Source organism: Desulfuromonadaceae bacterium, assembly GCA_019429445.1.
GTDB lineage: Bacteria > Desulfobacterota > Desulfuromonadia > Desulfuromonadales > JAHYIW01 > JAHYIW01.
Genome location: JAHYIW010000022.1, coordinates 42637 through 60019 on the forward strand (window position 1 = coordinate 42637; position 17383 = coordinate 60019).

A 17383-nucleotide genomic window follows, 5' to 3' on the forward strand; every position below is an offset into this window, starting at 1 on the left:
CGCTTCACCGCTCCACCAGCGCTGTCTTTTTGTTGTACCAGTTCATGAACGCCGAGGTTGACAGACTGAAAAAGAGATAGACCACCATAATCAGGGCAACCCCTTCAATCGCCTGGCCGGTCTGATTGATCGTGGTGTTGGCAACCGAAACAAAATCGCTGTAACCGATAGCGATCGCCAGTGAGCTGTTCTTGGTCAGGTTGAGCATCTGGCTTGTCAACGGCGGAACGATAACCCGGGTCGCCTGAGGGAAAACAACCAGATGCAATACCTGCCCCGGACGTAAGCCGATCGCCATCGCCGCTTCGACTTGCCCGTGTGCGACCGACTGGATCCCGGCCCGCACAATTTCGGCGACAAAGGCCGATGTGTAGAGGACCAGGCCGATCAGCAACGCACTGAACTCAGGGCTGACACTCATCCCGCCCTGGAAGTTAAATCCCTTGAAAACCGGCATGTCCATGGCGGTCGGCGCACCAGCCGCCAGCCACACCAGCAGCGGCAACAACAGACACAGAGCGATCCCCAGGCGGTGTACCGGCACAATCGTCCCGGTTCTCTCCTGAAGTCTGCGCCCCCACCACACCAGCAATCGCCAGAGAACCATTCCAGCCAGGAGTGCAATCAGCATCCAGCCATGGGCCGGGTGTTCGATCGGCACCCCGAAAATCAACCCGCGATTACATACGAAGACGCCGCGCAGCGGATTGAGTGCCTCGCGCGGCGACGGAAAAACCTCATAAAAAAGGGCGTACCAGAAGAAAAGTTGCAACAGCAGCGGAATATTCTGCATCACCTCGATAAACACCTTGGCCAGATGAGAAATCAGCCAATTGCGTGACAGGCGCGCAACTCCGACGACGGAGCCTAAAATCAGTGTGAAGATGATCCCGGTAAAAGAGACCCTGAGGGTGTTGAGTGCCCCGACCAGTAATGCCCGACCGTAGCTGTCTGCCGCTGAATAGGGGATAGCCGGTTCGCCAATTTCAAACCCGGCTTCGTGCTCGATAAAACCGAAACCGGTGGCTATCGACTGACGTTGCAAGTTGGCCTGGGTATTGGCAACCAGAACATAACCAACGCCCAGGGCCAGCAGCAGAACGACGATCTGCAGCAACATCCCGCGTTTGGCGGGATCGTGCCAGAATGGCACCAGCGGAGGATCGGCGGCAGTTGTGTCGTTTTGTCGTCGCGGCAAAGGCTTTCTTTCTCGTGGAAAAAGTAAAACTGGAGGGGCATTGCTCAATGCCCCTCCAGGGCGAACCTCACTACTTGAACGGTGGAGAATACATCAAACCGCCGTCAGTCCACAGCGCATTCAACCCCCGCTCAATGCCGAGCGCGGTATTCGGACCGACATTGCGTTCAAACACCTCACCATAGTTCCCGACTTGCTTAACGATATTGTAGGCCCATTTTTCATCGAGTCCCAGGGCGGCACCGTTACCGGCGGTGACGCCGAGAAAACGTTGCACGACCGGATCCGTGCTCTTGAGCATCGCGTCAACATTTTGCGAGGTGATCCCCAGTTCTTCAGCGTTGATCAGCGCCAGCACGGTAAAATCGACGATGTCGCGGAATTGATCATCGCCATGACGAACAACCGGTGCCAACGGCTCTTTGGAGATGATTTCCGGCAGAATCACGTAATTCTCCGGCTTGGGGGCGACAGATCGGGCTCCCGCTAACTGGGACGCGTCAGAAGTCAACACGTCGCAGCGGCCGGCAAAGAACGTTTTGGCCAGCTCGGTGGTCGATTCAATCACTACCGGCTTCCATTTGATCTTGTTGTTGCGGAAGTAATCTGCGACATTCTGCTCGGTAGTGGTGCCAGGGAGGACACAAATCGTCGCCCCGTCAAGCTCTTTGGCGCTCTTGACCCCGAGTTTTTTCGCCACCATGAAGCCTTGCCCGTCATAATAGTTGACGGTGACGAAATTGAGTCCCAACTGGGTCTCACGGCTCAGGGTACGCGTCGCGTTACGGGTCAGCACATCAATCTCCCCCGATTGCAGGGCGGTAAAGCGCTGCTGGGCGGTCAGCGGCGTGAATTTGACCTTGTCAGCATCACCAAAGATCGCCGCCGCGATTGCACGGGCGGTATCAACATCAAGCCCCTTCCAGACCCCTTTGGCGTCAGGCATGCCGAAACCGAACACCCCGCCGTTGACCCCGACCTGAAGATAACCTTTCTTCTTCACCGCATCAAAATCCTTGCCGGCAACAGCCAGGCCGCCGATAAGCAGCGAAATCGCCGCAACCAGTGCTATCAGTCGTGTGATTTTCATGATCTTTTCTCCTTCCGGGAAGTGGCTGCGAAGGATATCCGCCCCAGTGCAACCATGGCTGAACAATTCAATCGCTGCAAAAGTTTATCATTGGAAAAATCGACGCGAAACCACTACGGATTGAATTATAACATTGTTCTATACAATTTCTATACACCACCAGAAAGTTCTGTCAATCGGCGCTGGTCATTTATCGGGTCTCAAGACCAGTTTACAACAAGCGGCTGTCATAGGCCCATTGCAGCAGTGCCTGCCGTTGTTTGCGACGACAGTTCAGATCTCCCGGCAAGCAGTGTTTTAGCAACTGGGCGACATGCCGCTGCATCGCCCGCCAGCGTTTAATCTGCCGCTGGTCATCGATGCAGCGACGCCCGCGATAATAGCGGCAGTACCACTGAAACCAGCCGCGCGGATCTTCATGATATATCCACCCTTTTTCTTGCCAGCAAGAAAGTGGTTGAGACGCCATGACACCAAAAAAATTGACCTCAGGATCACTTTTTTCAGGACTCAGGCGGGCATGACTGAACCAGGAGGCGGGAAACTCGGCACGACAATCGGTCATATATTTCCCCCCGAAGACCCCGAGAGCAAGCATCTCGGCAGGGGTCACCTGTGGCCTAAATTCCGGAGCAAAATGGGTCCCCGGCGGTTCACTCAGCAGGTAACGGTACCCGTGCTGCATCTGGTCGTTGACAATCACCCATTGTGGTCGCATATTTCAGTTCATCCTTGTCGCTTTAATTACCTTTGAGATGATACTTTAGCCCTCAACCGTGTAAATGCAACCGCAGCAAGCCCCTTCAGGAAGGAATCGCCACAAAGATTAGAGGTTGATTTCAAGGAGGGAGATTGCGAGAATTAATGCGATAACTGGTTGCACAAACGCCACAACAGGTGCAGGATGCACGATACAGAAACCGCCTTGCAGGCGGTCGGATATTCAGGAGTGGACAATGGCAAAGCGTTTTAAAATCGGTCTGGCTCTCGGCGGCGGCGCGGCGCGGGCTTTTTCCCATATCGGCGTCCTTGCCGGGCTTGAAAAATATGGCATTACTGTCGACATCGTTACCGGCACCAGCATGGGGGCGATGATTGGTGCCATGTTTGCGACTCATCTGGATGTGACCGCAGTCAGGGAGCGTTTCAACGCCTATCTCGCCAGCGACGAATTCACTGATTCAGGATTTAACTTTTTCAAGGAACTTGATTCGCATGACACCGGGGTCCTGGCCGAAGTCGGTCGATTCGCTCGCCGTGGCGTCATGAATACGTTAATGATCACCCAGACAGCGCTGGTCAACGAAAAAACCGCAGCAGAAAGCTATGCTTATCTGCTCGACGATCTCGATGTTAAGCAGACCCGTATCCCCTTTGCCGCAGTCGCCCTTGATCTGAAAAGCGGCGAATCGATGACGCTTGATCACGGGCGCCTGCGCGAGGTGATTGCCGCGTCCTGCGCCATGCCGGGGGTCCTCAGGCCGGTGGAACTGGACGGACGCCTGCTGGTCGACGGCGGTTGGTCGGAAACGGTGCCGATCACTGCGGCCCGGCGCCTCGGCGCTGATTTTGTCATCGCCGTCGATGTCGGTGACGCGCTGATCGGCTTCGGTGAACCGCGCAATGCGCTTGATATCATTGCGCGCGCCGATGCCCTGGCCCGCCGGGCGCTCAATATCGAACAGCTTAAAGCCGCCGACGTCGTTCTCTCTCCCCACAACGGGGTGGCGCACTGGGCCGATTTTTCAACTTCGGGCCAAGCGGTTGAACGTGGTGAAGAGGAGGTGGATCGACGTATTGGCGAAGTGCAGCTAGCGATAAAAAAAGCGCAGGCAACACACTGGCTCGACTGGATAAAATGGTTGCGCGACAAATAATGCTCACCGACCGGACGAGCAGACAGGATTAACCCCATGCTTAATTTTGACGAACTGGAAAAAGGGTTCAGCGAAGAAGAAGCGCTGGCCGAGGCACGGCGCTGTCTCAAATGCAAGAATCCGCAGTGTGTCGGCGGCTGCCCGATCGAGAATCGTATCCCGGAGATTATTGCGGCAATCGAAGCGCGCGATTACACCATCGCCATCGATATCATCAACCGGAACAGCAACCTCGCCATCATCTGCGCCCGCGTCTGTCCGCACAATGAACAGTGTGAAGGGTCGTGCATCCTCAGCCGCAAGGGAGAGGGAATCCAGATCAGCAAACTGGAGCGATTCCTCGCCGAGAAGGAGATGGAACTGGCACTGAACCGGCTGCGCGGCAAGGTGGCCATTATCGGTTCCGGCCCGGCCGGATTGTCGGTGGCGGCGATTCTCGCCAAACAGAACTATCGGGTCACGATCTTTGAAGCCCACTCCAAGGCGGGCGGGGTCCTGCGTTACGGCATACCTGAATACCGTCTCCCCAATGAGGTGGTGGACAAGCAGATCGAAATCATCCGCAATCTCGGTGTGCGCATGGAGACCGAGGTCGTCATCGGCGACGATCTGACCATCGATCAGCTCTTCGCCATGGGCTATCAGGCGATCTTCATCGGCACCGGCACTGGCCTGGCAAAAAAACTCGGGATTCCCGGAGAAGAGCTGAGTGGTGCCATGCAGGCGATCTATTTCCTGGAGACGGTGGCTCTGATTCAGGATGGCAGCCTGACCGACAGCCTCGCCCCGGTCGTTCGCGGCGATCGGGTTGTGGTCATCGGTGCCGGCAATGTTGCCGTCGACGCCGCCCGCACCGCCCTGCGCCTCGGCGCGGCCAGTGTCATGACGGTCGATATCGTCCCCGAAAAGGAACGGCGCTCAAGTGACAAGGAGTATGCAGAGGCGCTGCACGAGGGGGTCACCTTCAGCTTTGAAACGAGTGTCACCCGGATTCACGGCGACACCGCCGTCTCCGGGGTAACGCTGCAACGATTTGAGCGCCGTCTGGCGGGGCGCGAAAGCACCATTGTGCCCCTCCCCGGCACCGAACAGCGCGTTGCGTGTGACAAGGTCATTATCGCCGTCGGGCAAAAACCTTTTGCGCGCATCGTCTCTACCACCACCGGGATCAAGACCAGCGAAACCGGCTACGTGCTCACCGAAAGTGAACCATTCTACGGCATGACCACCCGCGCCGGCGTCTTTGCCGCAGGCGATGTGGTGCATGAGCCGAAAACGGTGATCCTCGCCATGCGTGAAGGGCGTCTGGTCGCCGAAGCTATCGATGCCTATTTGCAGCGACCGAAGCAGCGGTAAGCAAGCACTCCTGCCGCGCGCAACGCTTCCCCTTAAGGATCAGTCATGAACGATCTTTTCAAAAACCTGACGATTATCCTTACGCTGATGTGCCTTGCCTGCTCCCCCGAGCAACCGCAGTACCCTGCCCTCACCCCCCCGGAAAACTTTGCAAACCTGCAAAACATAAAAATCGGGGCGGAACTGTTCAGACAAAAATGCGCATCCTGCCACGGTCGTTCCGGTGAAGGGCGCTCCTTGCGTGCTGATTTCTTCCAGCCACCGGCACCCGACTTCTCGGCACCCTTCTACCAAGATGTCGATCCGGCGTATCTGTTCTGGCGCATCCGCACTGGAAAAACGGTCGAGCCGTGGCAATCGCAGGGATCAGTGATGCCCGCCTGGAACGATCACCTGGACGCTGCACAGGTCTGGCGGCTGGTGGCTTATTTACGCAGCCGCAGCAGGTGAGCGGGGGGATCAATGATACGGTTGGTCATCCCCTTCGCCATTCGGTATCAGGGCGATGATCAGCAGGGCAAAGGGTCCGATCAGTAAAGCGAGAGCGGCCCACAGGTAAGGGTTGCGATTTTTATCTTTGGCCACGATGTAGGAACCAACAGGGAATACCGCCCAGAGAATAATATAATCCATAGTGCCTCCGGTGATTGTCAGAATAAAGGTTGCTGACAGCGTAGCACGAAGCGCGTGATTTCTCTACGCCTCATCGCGCAGGGAACATTTTCGCAACAGCGCGTCAGGGTGCCGCCACTGCGGCAGAAAACGGTCCATCAGCTGGCGAAAGCGCGCATTATGCCCGCGTTCGAGCAGATGGGTCAGTTCATGAACGAGGATATAGTCGAGGCAGACCGCCGGTTGCCGGATCAGCGCCAGGTTGAGCCAGATCCGGCGCGCGCCGATATTGCACGTCCCCCAGCGCGTTTTCATGCGCTTCACCCCCCACTCTGCCGCCTCGACATCAAGGACCCTCTCCCAGTGCCGCAACCGTGGCGGGATCAGTTCTTTCAGCTGGCGACGATACCAGCACTCCAGCACCGCCATGCGCTGTGCGCGGTCGCTCCCCGGCGGAACCAGCAGGTGCAGCGTCCGCTCAACCAGCTCGGCTCGCGGTCGACCGGCAACAGCGCAGACGTTAAGACAATAACTATCCTCGAGATAATCGACCTGCTCGCCACTGACCAGCTCCAGCCGTGGCCGAAGTGGCCGCGCCGCAATCCGCGACTGATGGTCCCGAATCCAGTCGAGGCGGGCGTTCACCAGCTCGCGCACCACCGCGTCATCGACCCGCAACGGGGCCGAAACCCGCACCCTCCCCGCCGCTGGCGAGACGCGCAAGTGAAGATTTTTGATCTTTTTGCGCACGATCTCAACCGCGATGCCGTGCACCTCAATCTGGCTTGATCTCATTATCACAGCTGCGCGACCCGCTCCAGCATCGCCCGTTGTGGCATAAGATAGCTCCCTTTGATCGATGTCGGTAATTTGACCGCCAGTTTACGGGTGCAGTGAAAGAGCATGATTGATCGTCCTGGGTCAGGGCGAAAAGAGCTTTTGACGATTCGCCGAAAGACATTTAGTTTGTTATGTCCCCCCCTATGGTACAGTATCCTGTACATGTACTAAAAAGGAGAATTGACATGGATGCTATTTCGTACACCAACGCTCGAAGCAATTTAGCAAAAACAATGGAAAAAGTATGCACCGACCATGACCCCGTCATTATTACGCGTCGCAACGAAAGCTCGGTCGTTATGATGTCTCTTGAAGATTTTCAGGCTCTTGAAGAAACCGCATATTTACTCAAAAGCCCGAAAAATGCTCGACGTCTTTTGGAGTCGATTGCCCAGTTGGAATCAGGGGACGGCACTGAGCGGGAGCTTTCTCTGTGAAACCCATTTTTTCCAAAAATGCATGGGAAGATTACCAGTATTGGCTGAAGACTGACAGTAAAATCCACAACCGGGTGAACGCATTGATTCAGGACATCCAGCGTTCACCTTTTTCTGGCGTCGGCAAGCCCGAAGCGCTGAAGCATGGTTTGTCGGGCTATTGGTCCAGACGAATCAACGATGAGCACAGAATCGTTTATAAAGTTGATGGCGCGGCTGTATTTATTGCTCAACTTCGTTACCATTACTGATTTTCGCACAACCCGTCGGGATCAGATCGCGCGGATTTCGGCTGCGTTCACTTTTTATCCTCTACCTTTTTCATTTTCTTGCCGGGTGGCAAAAAGCTTTCTACTGTGACCACCGATTTGCCGGTCATTGCGGCTTCAATGCAGCACTCATCATTCACAACGGAGACGCCGACAGGCACGGGGCGAAAAGAACAGCCCCGTTGGATGAAGGATGAAACCGAGCACTTGCATGAGTCGCTTTATTAGTCTATATTTTGATCATAAACAGATTCGAATCAAGGAGGTACAGTAATGAGAACTATTTCAATCAGCAATGACATTGTCCCAATTGCAGAATTTAAAACCAATATTTCCAAGTGGTTCAAAACACTTCAGACATCCGGACACCCACTTATCATTACCCAAAACAGCAAACCAGCTGGTGTACTGTTGTCCGCTGCGGATTACGATGAATTGGTTTACCGAAAATCTTTTCTTGATTCTGTTGAGAGAGGGATTACAGACGTTGAAAGCGGGCGTACACAAACTACAGACGAACTACGAAAAACCCTGCGAGCCAGAAGAAGTGCGGGTAATCCATGAGCGTAACATGGTCACAGGAAGCTGGTGAAAATCTGGTTGATATCGAGGAGTTTATTGCACGTGACAGTGTAGAGCGCGCTGTTCGGATTGTTGATGCCCTCATTGACCATACTGAAGAAATTTTGGCTGACAATCCAAGAAGCGGAAGGACTGTGCCAGAAACAGGTAGTCCTGATATTCGAGAGCTTATTTACCGAGGATATCGCATTGTCTACCGATTGAATGGTGATCGAATTGAAATACTTACCGTTTTTGAAGGGCATCGACTATTGAGACTGAGCGAATCAGGTGATTAGGAAAGCAGAAGATCGGGAGATCGGGTAAGATCGGGGGACAGTTTATTTAACTCCCCGCCACTCCAAAACCACCCGATACAAATTCAAAAAATTAACCGGCGGCAAACCCCGAACGACGGGTAATATCTGCCAACACCTCCTCCATGCAAGCCGCAAGACGCTTGCCACAACGCAACCGTTGGCGACTCAGGAGAGCGTGAAATAAAAGGGCCCGGTTGTCTGAAAAGTAACCGGGCCCCTTTGCGTGCACTGTTGCAGCGGAGATCAGGTTATCTTCTGCTGGTCAGAGTCCAGAGGCTCCACATGAGCCTGTGTTGGGTGTAGATGGTCAGTCGGACTCGATTTCCAGCGCGCTAAAACCAAGGACTGCAGTGCTGCCGCGATGCCGAAGGCGAAGATTCCAGCGACCAGCCAGGTCCCTTTGATCTGGAATAAATCGATGATGAAAACCTTGCTGCCGCCGATAATCATCAACAGAATTGCGACATTTCTCAGTTCCTTGTTGTGACGGAAGATTGCCAGAAAAATCAGCAGGATCGCAGCCAGATTGATCGTCACTGACTGGGCACCAGTGAAGGCGGTGGCAAAATCACCGCGATAGTAAGTCTGCAAGCCGTAGGCAACGATCGTCATGATCATAAAGAAACCGTTAACCAGTCCGGCGAACAAGGGCAGTAAAGCCATTTTATCCTGTTTATCGAAGCGCTCAAAGGCCCGCGAATGCTCTGGCGGTTTATTTTCGCGGCAGTAACGATAATGATAGAGGGCGGACAAAGCGCACAAGGTTGCTACCAGCAGGGTCACGCCGGACCGCACGGCACTCTCCGCACTGATCAGCTCAACGGCAAGAATCAGGCTGACATAACCCTGCAACAGATACGCGGTCATGCGCATGCCACCACTGGACCATTTGTTCGAATAGTAACAGACGATAAACGCCAGCACGGACAGTACCGGCAGCGGCAGCAGCATGTCACCAAGGATCGCTGGCAGAGACAAGCCGGCCAAAATAACGCCACCGGCAGTAAAGGTGTTGGTGCCTGGGGCATGCAGGCGCTGCCGCTCGGAAAGTCTGAAAGCCAGAGCAAAGTGAATAATTGCCGCTGCTGCCGCCGGCGCCCCGAACAGGGTCGGGTCTTTCAGCGCATAAATCCCGGCGACGTAGCACCAGCCGGCGTTGACAGCCGGGAGCGAAAAATCAAACCTGGAGATCTTTTCGTCGCCGCTGCGGATAATGCCGAACAAGGAAATCAGCATAAAAGTGCCGCCGATCAAAGCAACAATCGGGATAAACCAGTCAGGCGACAGGTGTTCGGCGGCGCTGCCGCGACTGAGCAACCCAGTCAATTTCATCCCCCAGATCTGCAGCATGAAGTGGGTGGTAAACAACAAAATCCAGCGCAACCAGGAGCAGCGCTTCAGGCGGCTGGCAAAATAGCCCAGAACGTTGGACAGCCAGAGAACCAGCCCCAGGTAGGGGAAGTAGGGGTTGGGGTAATCAATGGCAACGGCAGCCAGACACATGCCAAACGTGCCGACTATAATCGGCAGGGCAGTTTTCGTGGTATAACTGATGACCGCCATGCAGATCCCGGTTATAGCCAGCATACTGTAAACCAACTCCACCGGAATGGCAGAGTGGCGGGTGTAGGTCTCGACCAGCACGCTGAACATCAACAGCCCGCCAGTGGTGGTGAAAATGGGTGCCATGCTCTGTTGTTTACGGTACAGCAGATACCCGCCGACGATTAAAATTGCAGCATAGCCCATGCCCAGGGCGGTGCCGATATGCAGGTCGAGCATGTCGTTGTCGGTCAGCGCGCGCAGGCCAAGGGCGGCAACCAGCAGGAAGCAGATGGTTGAGATGTGTTGCAGCAGGGAGCTGCTGCCGACTAGAAGCGTCGCTTCATTGGGAATGAGTTCTTCTTTTTGGGTCGGCTTGGTGACCTGGGAACGACTGGTGAAGGCTCCAGTTGCGCCCCGTTGCTCTAGTTCAGCAACCTGTTTGCTGAGTTGCTGGAGCTGGAGTTCCAGTTGTTCAACACGGGCTTCAAGCGGGGATGGCTCTGTGCTCATGGGTGACCTCTCGGGGCGGAAAGGGCTAGTACCCTGTAACCCATAGGATTTCGAGGGATTGCGCAGGGCTTTGACGTGTCAGCAAGGCGCGATTTCTGTTGCCTGGCCGTAGCTAAACAGCTGAAATCGGAACGTCGCTGACGCGGCAAAGAACAAGCAAGATGCGAAAGATTATGGGTGACAGGGTACTCGCTTTCGATTATTGAGTCTGTGGCTGAAGATGCCAACTGTGACTCTGTGGTCATGGTGACGTAATGGCGATCTTTTTCAACTTTGTAAGCACCTGTATTCATTTGAATACTTATCTTGCTTTAAATCTCCGCAAGCTATTTTGGCGAATATAACACTTTTTTATAAAAAAATACAGCAAAAACAACACGTTGAAAATATACCAAAAAGTTCCCTTGATATATAAAACAGTTTTCTATATATTCTCAATAAAGTGGCTATTTCAGAGGTTTCCAGTTCTTGAGTTTTGGGCTAAAATAGCATGCAGCAATTCTGGCGACTCTTTGCGGTTGCCGGGCGGCGGCTAGCGGGATGTCTGGCTGTTAGCTTGTTTGCTGATCGGCAAAGGGTTGGTCCTGTTTTCACATGGCGAGGATGCGATGAAAAGAAAATTATCTGTGGTTGCCTTGATCTTTGTTGGGCTGCTGTCTTTTATCTGTCTCGGAGTGACCGAGCCGGTGCAGGCGGCGAAAGAAAAATATTTTGATCGCTCCGGTCGGCTGATCGTCACAGAGCAGCCGGCTGCAGATCTGTTACGGGTCTACGATACGAAAAACAGAGAACCCGAAAAGACCTTTCCGGTTCCGGCGCTGCCTTTTTCGGAGGGGATCTTTCCCTGCAGCGACTGTCATTCGGGCATGGAGCCGAATCTGCAGCGCCGGGAACTTGAAGATATGCACACCGATATCATCCTGAATCACGCTGAAGGGCAGCGCTGGTGTCTAGATTGCCATAATCCGAACGATCGCGATGTACTGCGGTTGGTTAATGGTGAGACCGTTCCTTTTGAAGAGTCTTACCTCCTCTGTGGGCAGTGCCACGGTGATAAGTTGCGTGACTGGAAGGTTGGGATACACGGAAAGCGAACCGGGTACTGGAACGGTGACAAGACTTTTCTGCTTTGCGTTCATTGTCACAATCCACATGACCCAAGTTTCAAACCTTTAAGGCCCCTCCCGCCGCCAGTGCGGCCAGGAGAAGAGCGGCACTAATTACCAGCAGTTTATTAGGGAGATAGACCTATGGCGGATCATAAAGAATGCAAGCACAGCCCTGTTGAAATCACCCGGAGAGAGGCCCTGCATGGCATGGTAGCAGGCCTTGGTGTCTTGGCGATGCCGGCCAGCGATGCGTCGGCTTCGGTCTGGGAAGCGTTTTTTCAAAAACACTTTCGCGAACTTAGCAAAGAAGAGCTGACGCAGACGCTGGCGCGCTTGAGTTCTGAATACAGCGAAGAGTTCGGCAAGGAGATCACGGTCAAAGCGACTCCGGCAATCGAAGGCGTCAAATACGGCTATGGCCTGGACTTGTCCCGTTGTATCGGCTGTCGGCGCTGCGTTTATGCCTGCGTTGGCGAAAACAACCAGTCCCACGATCCCCAGATCCACTGGATTCGAGTGGTGCAGCTTAATAAAGAAAAAGGCACCTCGCTGGAATATGCCGAGCATTATTACAACCCAGAGCTGGTTCCGGAAAAGGGGCATTTCTATATGCCGATCCAGTGTCAGCAGTGCGAAAATCCGCCATGTACCAAGGTCTGCCCGGTTCAGGCGACCTGGAAGGAGAAGGACGGAATCGTTGTCGTTGACTATAACTGGTGCATCGGTTGTCGCTACTGTATGGCCGCCTGCCCTTATGGCGCTCGTCACTTTAACTGGACCAAGGGGCAGCTGCCGGCTGAAAACATGAATACCGATACGCATTATCTGGGCAATCGGCCGCGGCCGAAGGGGGTGGTGGAAAAGTGTACCTTCTGTATTCAGCGGACGCGCGAGCAGCCTGGACGCTATCCGGCCTGCGAGGAAATCTGCCCGGTCGGCGCACGCAAGTTCGGCAATCTGCTCGATCCGAATGGCGAGCTGCGCTACCTGATTGAAAATAAGCGTGTTTTTATCCTTAAGGAAGAGCTGAATACGCAGCCGAAATTTTACTATTTCTATGCGACCTAACGTATTGGAGTGATGTTATGAGAAATATCTGGTCGTTTTTTATGGGCACTTTGCTGTTGGTGAGTAAGGGGAGCAAGGCCTACTACATTTGGGTGGCTACGCTGCTGACGATCGCTGGATTCGGGGTTATGGGTTATCTGTATCAGCTCGACCAGGGGCTAGTTGTGACTTCGATGAAGGATCAGGTGTCCTGGGGTTTCTATATCTCAAACTTCACCTTTCTGGTCGGTGTCGCTGCAGCCGCGGTACTGCTGGTCATCCCGGCGTACGTTTACCATTGGAAACCGATTAAAGAGATCGCGGTGCTCGGTGAATTGCTAGCCATCTCGGCAATCTGCATGTGTCTGATGTTTGTCACCGCCGACATCGGCCGACCGGACCGCTTCTGGCATCTGATTCCCAAGATTGGTCTGCTGAACTTCCCGCAGTCGCTGTTGGCCTGGGATGTGGTGGTTCTAAATATTTACCTGATCATCAACCTGACCATCGCTGTTTATATTCTTTATGAGACCTATTATAAGCGGACGCCGAACAAGAACTTTCTTACCCCGCTGCTGCTGCTGTCGATTCCGGCCGCAATCTCAATCCACACGGTCACCGCGTTTCTTTACAATGGCCTGGGCGCGCGCCCGTTTTGGAACGCCTCAATTTTAGCGCCACGCTTTCTGGCGTCGGCCTTTTGTTCCGGGCCGGCATTTATGATCCTCCTCTTTCTGCTGATCCGTAATTACACCAAGTTCAAGATCAAGGACGAAGCGATTCACAAGGTCGCCGAACTGATCGCCTATGCCATGTTTGTCAACCTGCTGCTGTTTGGTGCTGAAGTTTTTAAAGAATATTATACCGACAATGTCCATCTGGCACCTTTACAATACTTGTTGCAGGGGTATCACGGGCATAGCGCCCTGGTTCCCTGGATCTGGACGGCGTTGATCTTTAACGTCACGGCCTTTTTCATCTTTCTGATTCCGGAATCGCGGAAAAACCCTGTCACGCTGGTTCTTGGTTGCATCATGATTTTTGTCGGTGTCTACATTGAAAAGGGGATGGGTCTGGTTATTCCAGGGTTTATTCCGGATGTCCTGCACGAAATCTACGAGTACTCACCGAGTTATATTGAGATCATCGTCAGTATGGGAATCTGGTCGCTAGGAATGCTGATTTTTACATTGCTGCTACGCGTCGGTATTCCGATCCTGAACGGCGATTTTCACGTTGCCGCGGATGGTGTTGGGTCGCATATTGGCGATCAACTGTTTTTCGTCGGTAAGCAGAACCAGGAAGAAGAGAAAGAGGCGGCGCACGATTAGTCTTCTTGTGATGCTCGGGAAAATGACCGAATAGCGACTTTAATTTTATTAATTAATCATATGAGCGACGTAAAAACTGAAAAAACTAAAATATCTATATTTAACAGGATGTTATGCGAGTATAAATTTGGAGCGAACAGTGTTTTAAGGATTGACAGTAAAAAAATAAAATACTATTTTACTGCGCGCTAGGGATTTCGCTGACTCGTTTTCCGTGAAATAGCTGATCTAGAGCGTTGAGCCCAGCCCCTCGTTTGAAATCTAAATTTGCCAACAGTTCGACAATAAAATCAGTTTGCGTCTATTAGCAGGAAGGGAAAAATAGTGAAAAGTCATGTTTGGCGACCGCTCTTTGTGGTCATCGTTCTGCTGGTCGTAATCCTGGTGTTTCGTCTTTTCTATGTTCCGAACGATTTCCAGTCGGGTGAATATGGTTTCATGTACTCATTCCATCGCGCTTCCAACGAAGGTGAATGGAAAGCAATGCCGGTGAAATACAGAGATACCGGTAAGACCAATATGCACGAGTACTGCGGTGAGTGTCACGGTGATGAGGTTAAGGTTCGCAACGAAGACCTCCACGGCATTATCGCTTGTGAAAACTGCCATGGTCCAGCTTACAATCACCCGGAAGATCCGGAAAAGCTGGTGATTGATCGCAGTCGCGGGCTTTGTCTGCGTTGCCACACCGATCTGCCATATACCACCAGTGAACGAAAGCGGATCCCCGGCATTGACCCGAAAGAGCACAACGTTGATGAAGAATGTGTGAGCTGCCACAATCCGCACAATCCGCGATTGGAGGAGATGTAATAATGAAACGGCGTGATTTTCTGAAAAAAACGATCATGGTTGTGGCTGGCGCCTCTGTCCCGCTCTCGGCTCTTGATCTTGTCGACCCGAAGGAAGTTCTGGCGGCAAATCCAGACATCCACTGGGCCTTTCTGATTGATACCCACAAATGTGTCGGTTGCGGTTTCTGTGTCAAGGCCTGTAAAACTGAAAACGATATTCCCTTCGATGCCAAGGTCACCCGAACCTGGGTTGAGCGCTACGTCTATACCAAGGATGACCGTCGTTACGTCGACAGTCCCGACGGTGCTCTGTACGGTTATACCGAATCACGGATCGACCTCGGTCAGGGTAACTTCAAAGAGATCGATCCAGCGAATGTCGGTAAAGCTTTCTTCGTGCCGAAGCTTTGTAATCACTGCGAAACACCTCCTTGTACCCAGGTCTGTCCGGTTGGTGCCACCTATAAAACTGACGACGGCGTGGTGCTGGTTGACCGTTCCTGGTGTATCGGCTGCGGTTACTGCATCATGGCCTGCCCGTACGGTGCGCGCTTCTTCCATCCGGTAGAAAAGGTTGCTGACAAGTGTACCTTCTGTTATCACCGCATCACCAAAGGGCTGGAGACGGCCTGCGTCAACGCCTGTCCTTTTGGTGCCCGTGAAATGTGCAACATTAGGGATATTAATGAACCGACGACTAAGATCATCATGAATCAGCGGGTCGGGGTACTTAAAGACGAATTCGGGACCAGGCCACAGGCCTTCTATATTGGTCTGGCACAGGAGGTGCGTTAATCATGCTTGAACAAGCCGCACATTTAGTTGTCCACGGCGAAGCCTGGACTGTCAAAGAGCTTTTCGTTCTGCCGAACGAGTATATTTACTGGTCGATCCAGATCGTCATGTACCCCTTCATGACCGGTCTGGTTGCCGGAGCATTCGTGCTCTCCTCGCTTTACCACGTGTTTCATGTTGAGAAGCTTAAGGAAATCGCGAAATTCTCACTGGTCTTCTCGTTCTCCCTGCTACCGGTGGCGATGATGCCATTGCTGCTGCATTTGCAGCAGCCGTTTCGTGGCATAAACGTCATGATGACACCGCATTTTACCTCGGCGATCGCGGCCTTCGGGATCGTTTTTACCACTTACGCTTGTATCGTCGCGACGGAACTCTGGTTTGTCTACCGGGCCTATTTCGTCACGACTGCTCTGGAATTGAAGGCAAAGGCGAATAAGGGCGCCATCGACACGTTTCGCCAGCTGCTCTTCTCAGTGCTCACACTGGGCGCCTGGGACATCAGCAAGGAAGCGCAGCAAAAGGACCATAAGGCCTGCACAAAAATGGCCGCCATCGGTATCCCGGTCGCCTGTTTTTTGCACGGTTACGCCGGTTTCATCTTCGGTTCGGTCAAAGCTAACGCTCTCTGGATGACCCCGCTTATGCCGGTTATCTTCATCTGTTCGGCGGTTGTTTCCGGAATCGCGCTTTGCATTCTCTATTACGTTGTGGTTCAGGAAGCGCGCAAATTTATGGCGCGTCGCAAGCTGGCCCGTTGGGCGAAGGATCCATCTGCGCCGACGGCTGAGCAGCTCGAAGGGGCCAAAAAAGAAGAGGTTGAGATAACCTCTAACTACCTGATGTACTTCATGATTGCTGCAATAACTTTGGAAATCCTGGACTTGATATTCCGTGGTTATACTCAAGTCAAGTCATGGGATATCCTGCGCGAAGTCATCATGGAGCGTGACTTTATCAAGATCTTCGTTCTCCAGTATGGGCTTGGAAACGCGCTACCCTTCCTGATGATGGTTCTGCCTGGGCGCAACGTCCGTCGTACCACCATCGCCTGTGCGCTGGTGTTGTTCGGCGTGTTCATGATGCGCTGGAACGTCGTTATCGGTGGCCAGGCATTCTCTTTGAGCTTCGCCGGATTCATGCACTATCATCTGCCGATCATCCCGCACGATATGGAGACCTTCAAGGAGGGTTTGTTCGGCGCGCTGACGGTTATGACGACTCCGTTCGTGCTCTTCTATTTTCTCAACATGATTTTCCCGGCCTTTATGGTCGACAAGGAAGATGCCCAGCATTAGACCCGCTAGCATTCGCTTCTGCACATTCAGCCCCCTGTTTTCAGGGGGTTTTTTCTTGCCGGATGGCCGGTGGAGTTATTCCTGAAAGAAAAGACCGGGGGAACTGTTCGACTGACGTCGCACAAGCCGTTTTTGATTGATCGTGTAGCCCTGCACTAGCCACTGGAGAAATTGGGTGCCGCGCGCGGACTTTAGACCGAGATGATGACATCGAGGCTGTAAAAAGCGACTGGTGTTCGGTTCGTAGCGGCAAGGCTTGCTGAGCGCTCACCTTTTTCTGGCGTCGGCAAGCCCGAAGCGCTGAAGCATGGTTTGTCGGGCTATTGGTCCAGACGAATCAACGATGAGCACAGAATCGTTTATAAAGTTGATGGCGCGGCTGTATTTATTGCTC

Annotated in this window: 20 protein-coding genes; 14 read left to right on the forward strand and 6 right to left on the reverse strand. The window is 53.2% G+C overall.

What is annotated here, in order from left to right:
* Nucleotides 1-4 precede the first annotated feature (4 nt).
* From K0A93_10070 to K0A93_10080, 3 genes are all read right to left on the reverse strand, one after another.
* On the reverse strand, nt 5-1120 hold the full coding sequence (locus K0A93_10070) for an ABC transporter permease subunit (GenBank protein ID MBW6512438.1): 1116 nt from the start codon (nt 1118-1120) through the stop codon (nt 5-7).
* A gap of 148 nt (nt 1121-1268) precedes the next feature.
* On the reverse strand, nt 1269-2288 hold the full coding sequence (locus K0A93_10075) for an amino acid ABC transporter substrate-binding protein (GenBank protein ID MBW6512439.1): 1020 nt from the start codon (nt 2286-2288) through the stop codon (nt 1269-1271).
* Between the two features lie 211 nt (nt 2289-2499).
* The gene (locus tag K0A93_10080) at nt 2500-3006 is read right to left on the reverse strand and encodes a hypothetical protein (protein MBW6512440.1); all 507 of its coding nucleotides are present in this window, start codon (nt 3004-3006) and stop codon (nt 2500-2502) included.
* Nucleotides 3007-3244: 238 nt separating this feature from the next.
* Here K0A93_10080 and K0A93_10085 point away from each other — a divergent pair, with 238 nt between their 5' ends.
* Genes K0A93_10085 through K0A93_10095 form a run of 3 tightly spaced genes read left to right on the forward strand, consistent with a single transcriptional unit; the run spans nt 3245 to nt 5971 of the window.
* Complete coding sequence (locus K0A93_10085) at nt 3245-4165, forward strand: patatin-like phospholipase family protein (GenBank protein MBW6512441.1); 921 nt, start codon at nt 3245-3247, stop codon at nt 4163-4165.
* 36 nt (nt 4166-4201) lie between these two features.
* The gene (locus K0A93_10090) at nt 4202-5521 is read left to right on the forward strand and encodes an NAD(P)-dependent oxidoreductase (protein ID MBW6512442.1); all 1320 of its coding nucleotides are present in this window, start codon (nt 4202-4204) and stop codon (nt 5519-5521) included.
* A 45-nt stretch (nt 5522-5566) separates the two neighbouring features.
* Entirely contained in the window at nt 5567-5971 is a 405-nt protein-coding gene (locus K0A93_10095; GenBank protein ID MBW6512443.1) for a c-type cytochrome, read from the forward strand.
* 9 nt (nt 5972-5980) lie between these two features.
* On the opposite strand, the gene K0A93_10100 is transcribed toward K0A93_10095, so the two are convergent.
* On the reverse strand, nt 5981-6154 hold the full coding sequence (locus tag K0A93_10100; GenBank protein MBW6512444.1) for a hypothetical protein: 174 nt from the start codon (nt 6152-6154) through the stop codon (nt 5981-5983).
* 63 nt (nt 6155-6217) lie between these two features.
* Complete coding sequence (locus tag K0A93_10105) at nt 6218-6928, reverse strand: M48 family metallopeptidase (protein ID MBW6512445.1); 711 nt, start codon at nt 6926-6928, stop codon at nt 6218-6220.
* Nucleotides 6929-7158: 230 nt separating this feature from the next.
* Here K0A93_10105 and K0A93_10110 point away from each other — a divergent pair, with 230 nt between their 5' ends.
* The 4 genes from K0A93_10110 (at nt 7159) to K0A93_10125 (ending at nt 8539) form a co-directional block, all read left to right on the forward strand.
* Entirely contained in the window at nt 7159-7410 is a 252-nt protein-coding gene (locus K0A93_10110; GenBank protein MBW6512446.1) for a type II toxin-antitoxin system prevent-host-death family antitoxin, read from the forward strand.
* Nucleotides 7407-7661 (forward strand): Txe/YoeB family addiction module toxin, encoded by a 255-nt coding sequence (locus K0A93_10115; GenBank protein MBW6512447.1) that lies wholly within the window; start codon nt 7407-7409, stop codon nt 7659-7661. The genes K0A93_10110 and K0A93_10115 overlap by 4 nt, the downstream gene beginning before the upstream one ends.
* A 291-nt stretch (nt 7662-7952) precedes the next feature.
* Nucleotides 7953-8243, forward strand: a complete 291-nt coding sequence (locus tag K0A93_10120; protein ID MBW6512448.1) for a type II toxin-antitoxin system Phd/YefM family antitoxin — start codon at nt 7953-7955, stop codon at nt 8241-8243.
* Entirely contained in the window at nt 8240-8539 is a 300-nt protein-coding gene (locus K0A93_10125; protein MBW6512449.1) for a type II toxin-antitoxin system RelE/ParE family toxin, read from the forward strand. The genes K0A93_10120 and K0A93_10125 overlap by 4 nt, the downstream gene beginning before the upstream one ends.
* A 264-nt stretch (nt 8540-8803) precedes the next feature.
* On the opposite strand, the gene K0A93_10130 is transcribed toward K0A93_10125, so the two are convergent.
* Entirely contained in the window at nt 8804-10615 is a 1812-nt protein-coding gene (locus tag K0A93_10130; GenBank protein ID MBW6512450.1) for a hypothetical protein, read from the reverse strand.
* A gap of 608 nt (nt 10616-11223) precedes the next feature.
* Between K0A93_10130 and K0A93_10135 the strand changes: the two genes are divergently transcribed.
* The 7 genes from K0A93_10135 to K0A93_10165 all read left to right on the forward strand — a co-directional run.
* Nucleotides 11224-11835 (forward strand): hypothetical protein, encoded by a 612-nt coding sequence (locus K0A93_10135; protein ID MBW6512451.1) that lies wholly within the window; start codon nt 11224-11226, stop codon nt 11833-11835.
* 30 nt (nt 11836-11865) lie between these two features.
* Complete coding sequence (locus tag K0A93_10140; protein MBW6512452.1) at nt 11866-12792, forward strand: 4Fe-4S dicluster domain-containing protein; 927 nt, start codon at nt 11866-11868, stop codon at nt 12790-12792.
* Between the two features lie 17 nt (nt 12793-12809).
* Nucleotides 12810-14102, forward strand: coding sequence for a polysulfide reductase NrfD (gene nrfD, locus K0A93_10145; GenBank protein MBW6512453.1), 1293 nt, complete (start codon nt 12810-12812; stop codon nt 14100-14102).
* Between the two features lie 324 nt (nt 14103-14426).
* Nucleotides 14427-14915: a cytochrome c3 family protein gene (locus tag K0A93_10150; protein ID MBW6512454.1), complete on the forward strand. Its 489-nt coding sequence runs from the start codon at nt 14427-14429 to the stop codon at nt 14913-14915.
* Between the two features lie 2 nt (nt 14916-14917).
* Nucleotides 14918-15691 (forward strand): 4Fe-4S dicluster domain-containing protein, encoded by a 774-nt coding sequence (locus K0A93_10155; protein ID MBW6512455.1) that lies wholly within the window; start codon nt 14918-14920, stop codon nt 15689-15691.
* A 2-nt stretch (nt 15692-15693) separates the two neighbouring features.
* Nucleotides 15694-16989: a polysulfide reductase NrfD gene (gene nrfD, locus K0A93_10160; GenBank protein ID MBW6512456.1), complete on the forward strand. Its 1296-nt coding sequence runs from the start codon at nt 15694-15696 to the stop codon at nt 16987-16989.
* Nucleotides 16990-17289: 300 nt separating this feature from the next.
* Nucleotides 17290-17383, forward strand: a 94-nt coding sequence (locus tag K0A93_10165) for a type II toxin-antitoxin system YoeB family toxin (GenBank protein MBW6512457.1), incomplete at its 3' end; no start/stop codon positions are given.

Coding starts and splice junctions, on each gene's coding strand:
- K0A93_10070 (MBW6512438.1), bottom strand. CDS start 1,120: ATGTTGCTGCAGATCGTCGTTCTGCTGCTGGCCCTGGGCGTTGGTTAT.
- K0A93_10075 (MBW6512439.1), bottom strand. CDS start 2,288: ATGAAAATCACACGACTGATAGCACTGGTTGCGGCGATTTCGCTGCTT.
- K0A93_10080 (MBW6512440.1), bottom strand. CDS start 3,006: ATGCGACCACAATGGGTGATTGTCAACGACCAGATGCAGCACGGGTAC.
- K0A93_10085 (MBW6512441.1), top strand. CDS start 3,245: ATGGCAAAGCGTTTTAAAATCGGTCTGGCTCTCGGCGGCGGCGCGGCG.
- K0A93_10090 (MBW6512442.1), top strand. CDS start 4,202: ATGCTTAATTTTGACGAACTGGAAAAAGGGTTCAGCGAAGAAGAAGCG.
- K0A93_10095 (MBW6512443.1), top strand. CDS start 5,567: ATGAACGATCTTTTCAAAAACCTGACGATTATCCTTACGCTGATGTGC.
- K0A93_10100 (MBW6512444.1), bottom strand. CDS start 6,154: ATGGATTATATTATTCTCTGGGCGGTATTCCCTGTTGGTTCCTACATC.
- K0A93_10105 (MBW6512445.1), bottom strand. CDS start 6,928: ATGAGATCAAGCCAGATTGAGGTGCACGGCATCGCGGTTGAGATCGTG.
- K0A93_10110 (MBW6512446.1), top strand. CDS start 7,159: ATGGATGCTATTTCGTACACCAACGCTCGAAGCAATTTAGCAAAAACA.
- K0A93_10120 (MBW6512448.1), top strand. CDS start 7,953: ATGAGAACTATTTCAATCAGCAATGACATTGTCCCAATTGCAGAATTT.
- K0A93_10125 (MBW6512449.1), top strand. CDS start 8,240: ATGAGCGTAACATGGTCACAGGAAGCTGGTGAAAATCTGGTTGATATC.
- K0A93_10130 (MBW6512450.1), bottom strand. CDS start 10,615: ATGAGCACAGAGCCATCCCCGCTTGAAGCCCGTGTTGAACAACTGGAA.
- K0A93_10135 (MBW6512451.1), top strand. CDS start 11,224: ATGAAAAGAAAATTATCTGTGGTTGCCTTGATCTTTGTTGGGCTGCTG.
- K0A93_10140 (MBW6512452.1), top strand. CDS start 11,866: ATGGCGGATCATAAAGAATGCAAGCACAGCCCTGTTGAAATCACCCGG.
- nrfD (MBW6512453.1), top strand. CDS start 12,810: ATGAGAAATATCTGGTCGTTTTTTATGGGCACTTTGCTGTTGGTGAGT.
- K0A93_10155 (MBW6512455.1), top strand. CDS start 14,918: ATGAAACGGCGTGATTTTCTGAAAAAAACGATCATGGTTGTGGCTGGC.
- nrfD (MBW6512456.1), top strand. CDS start 15,694: ATGCTTGAACAAGCCGCACATTTAGTTGTCCACGGCGAAGCCTGGACT.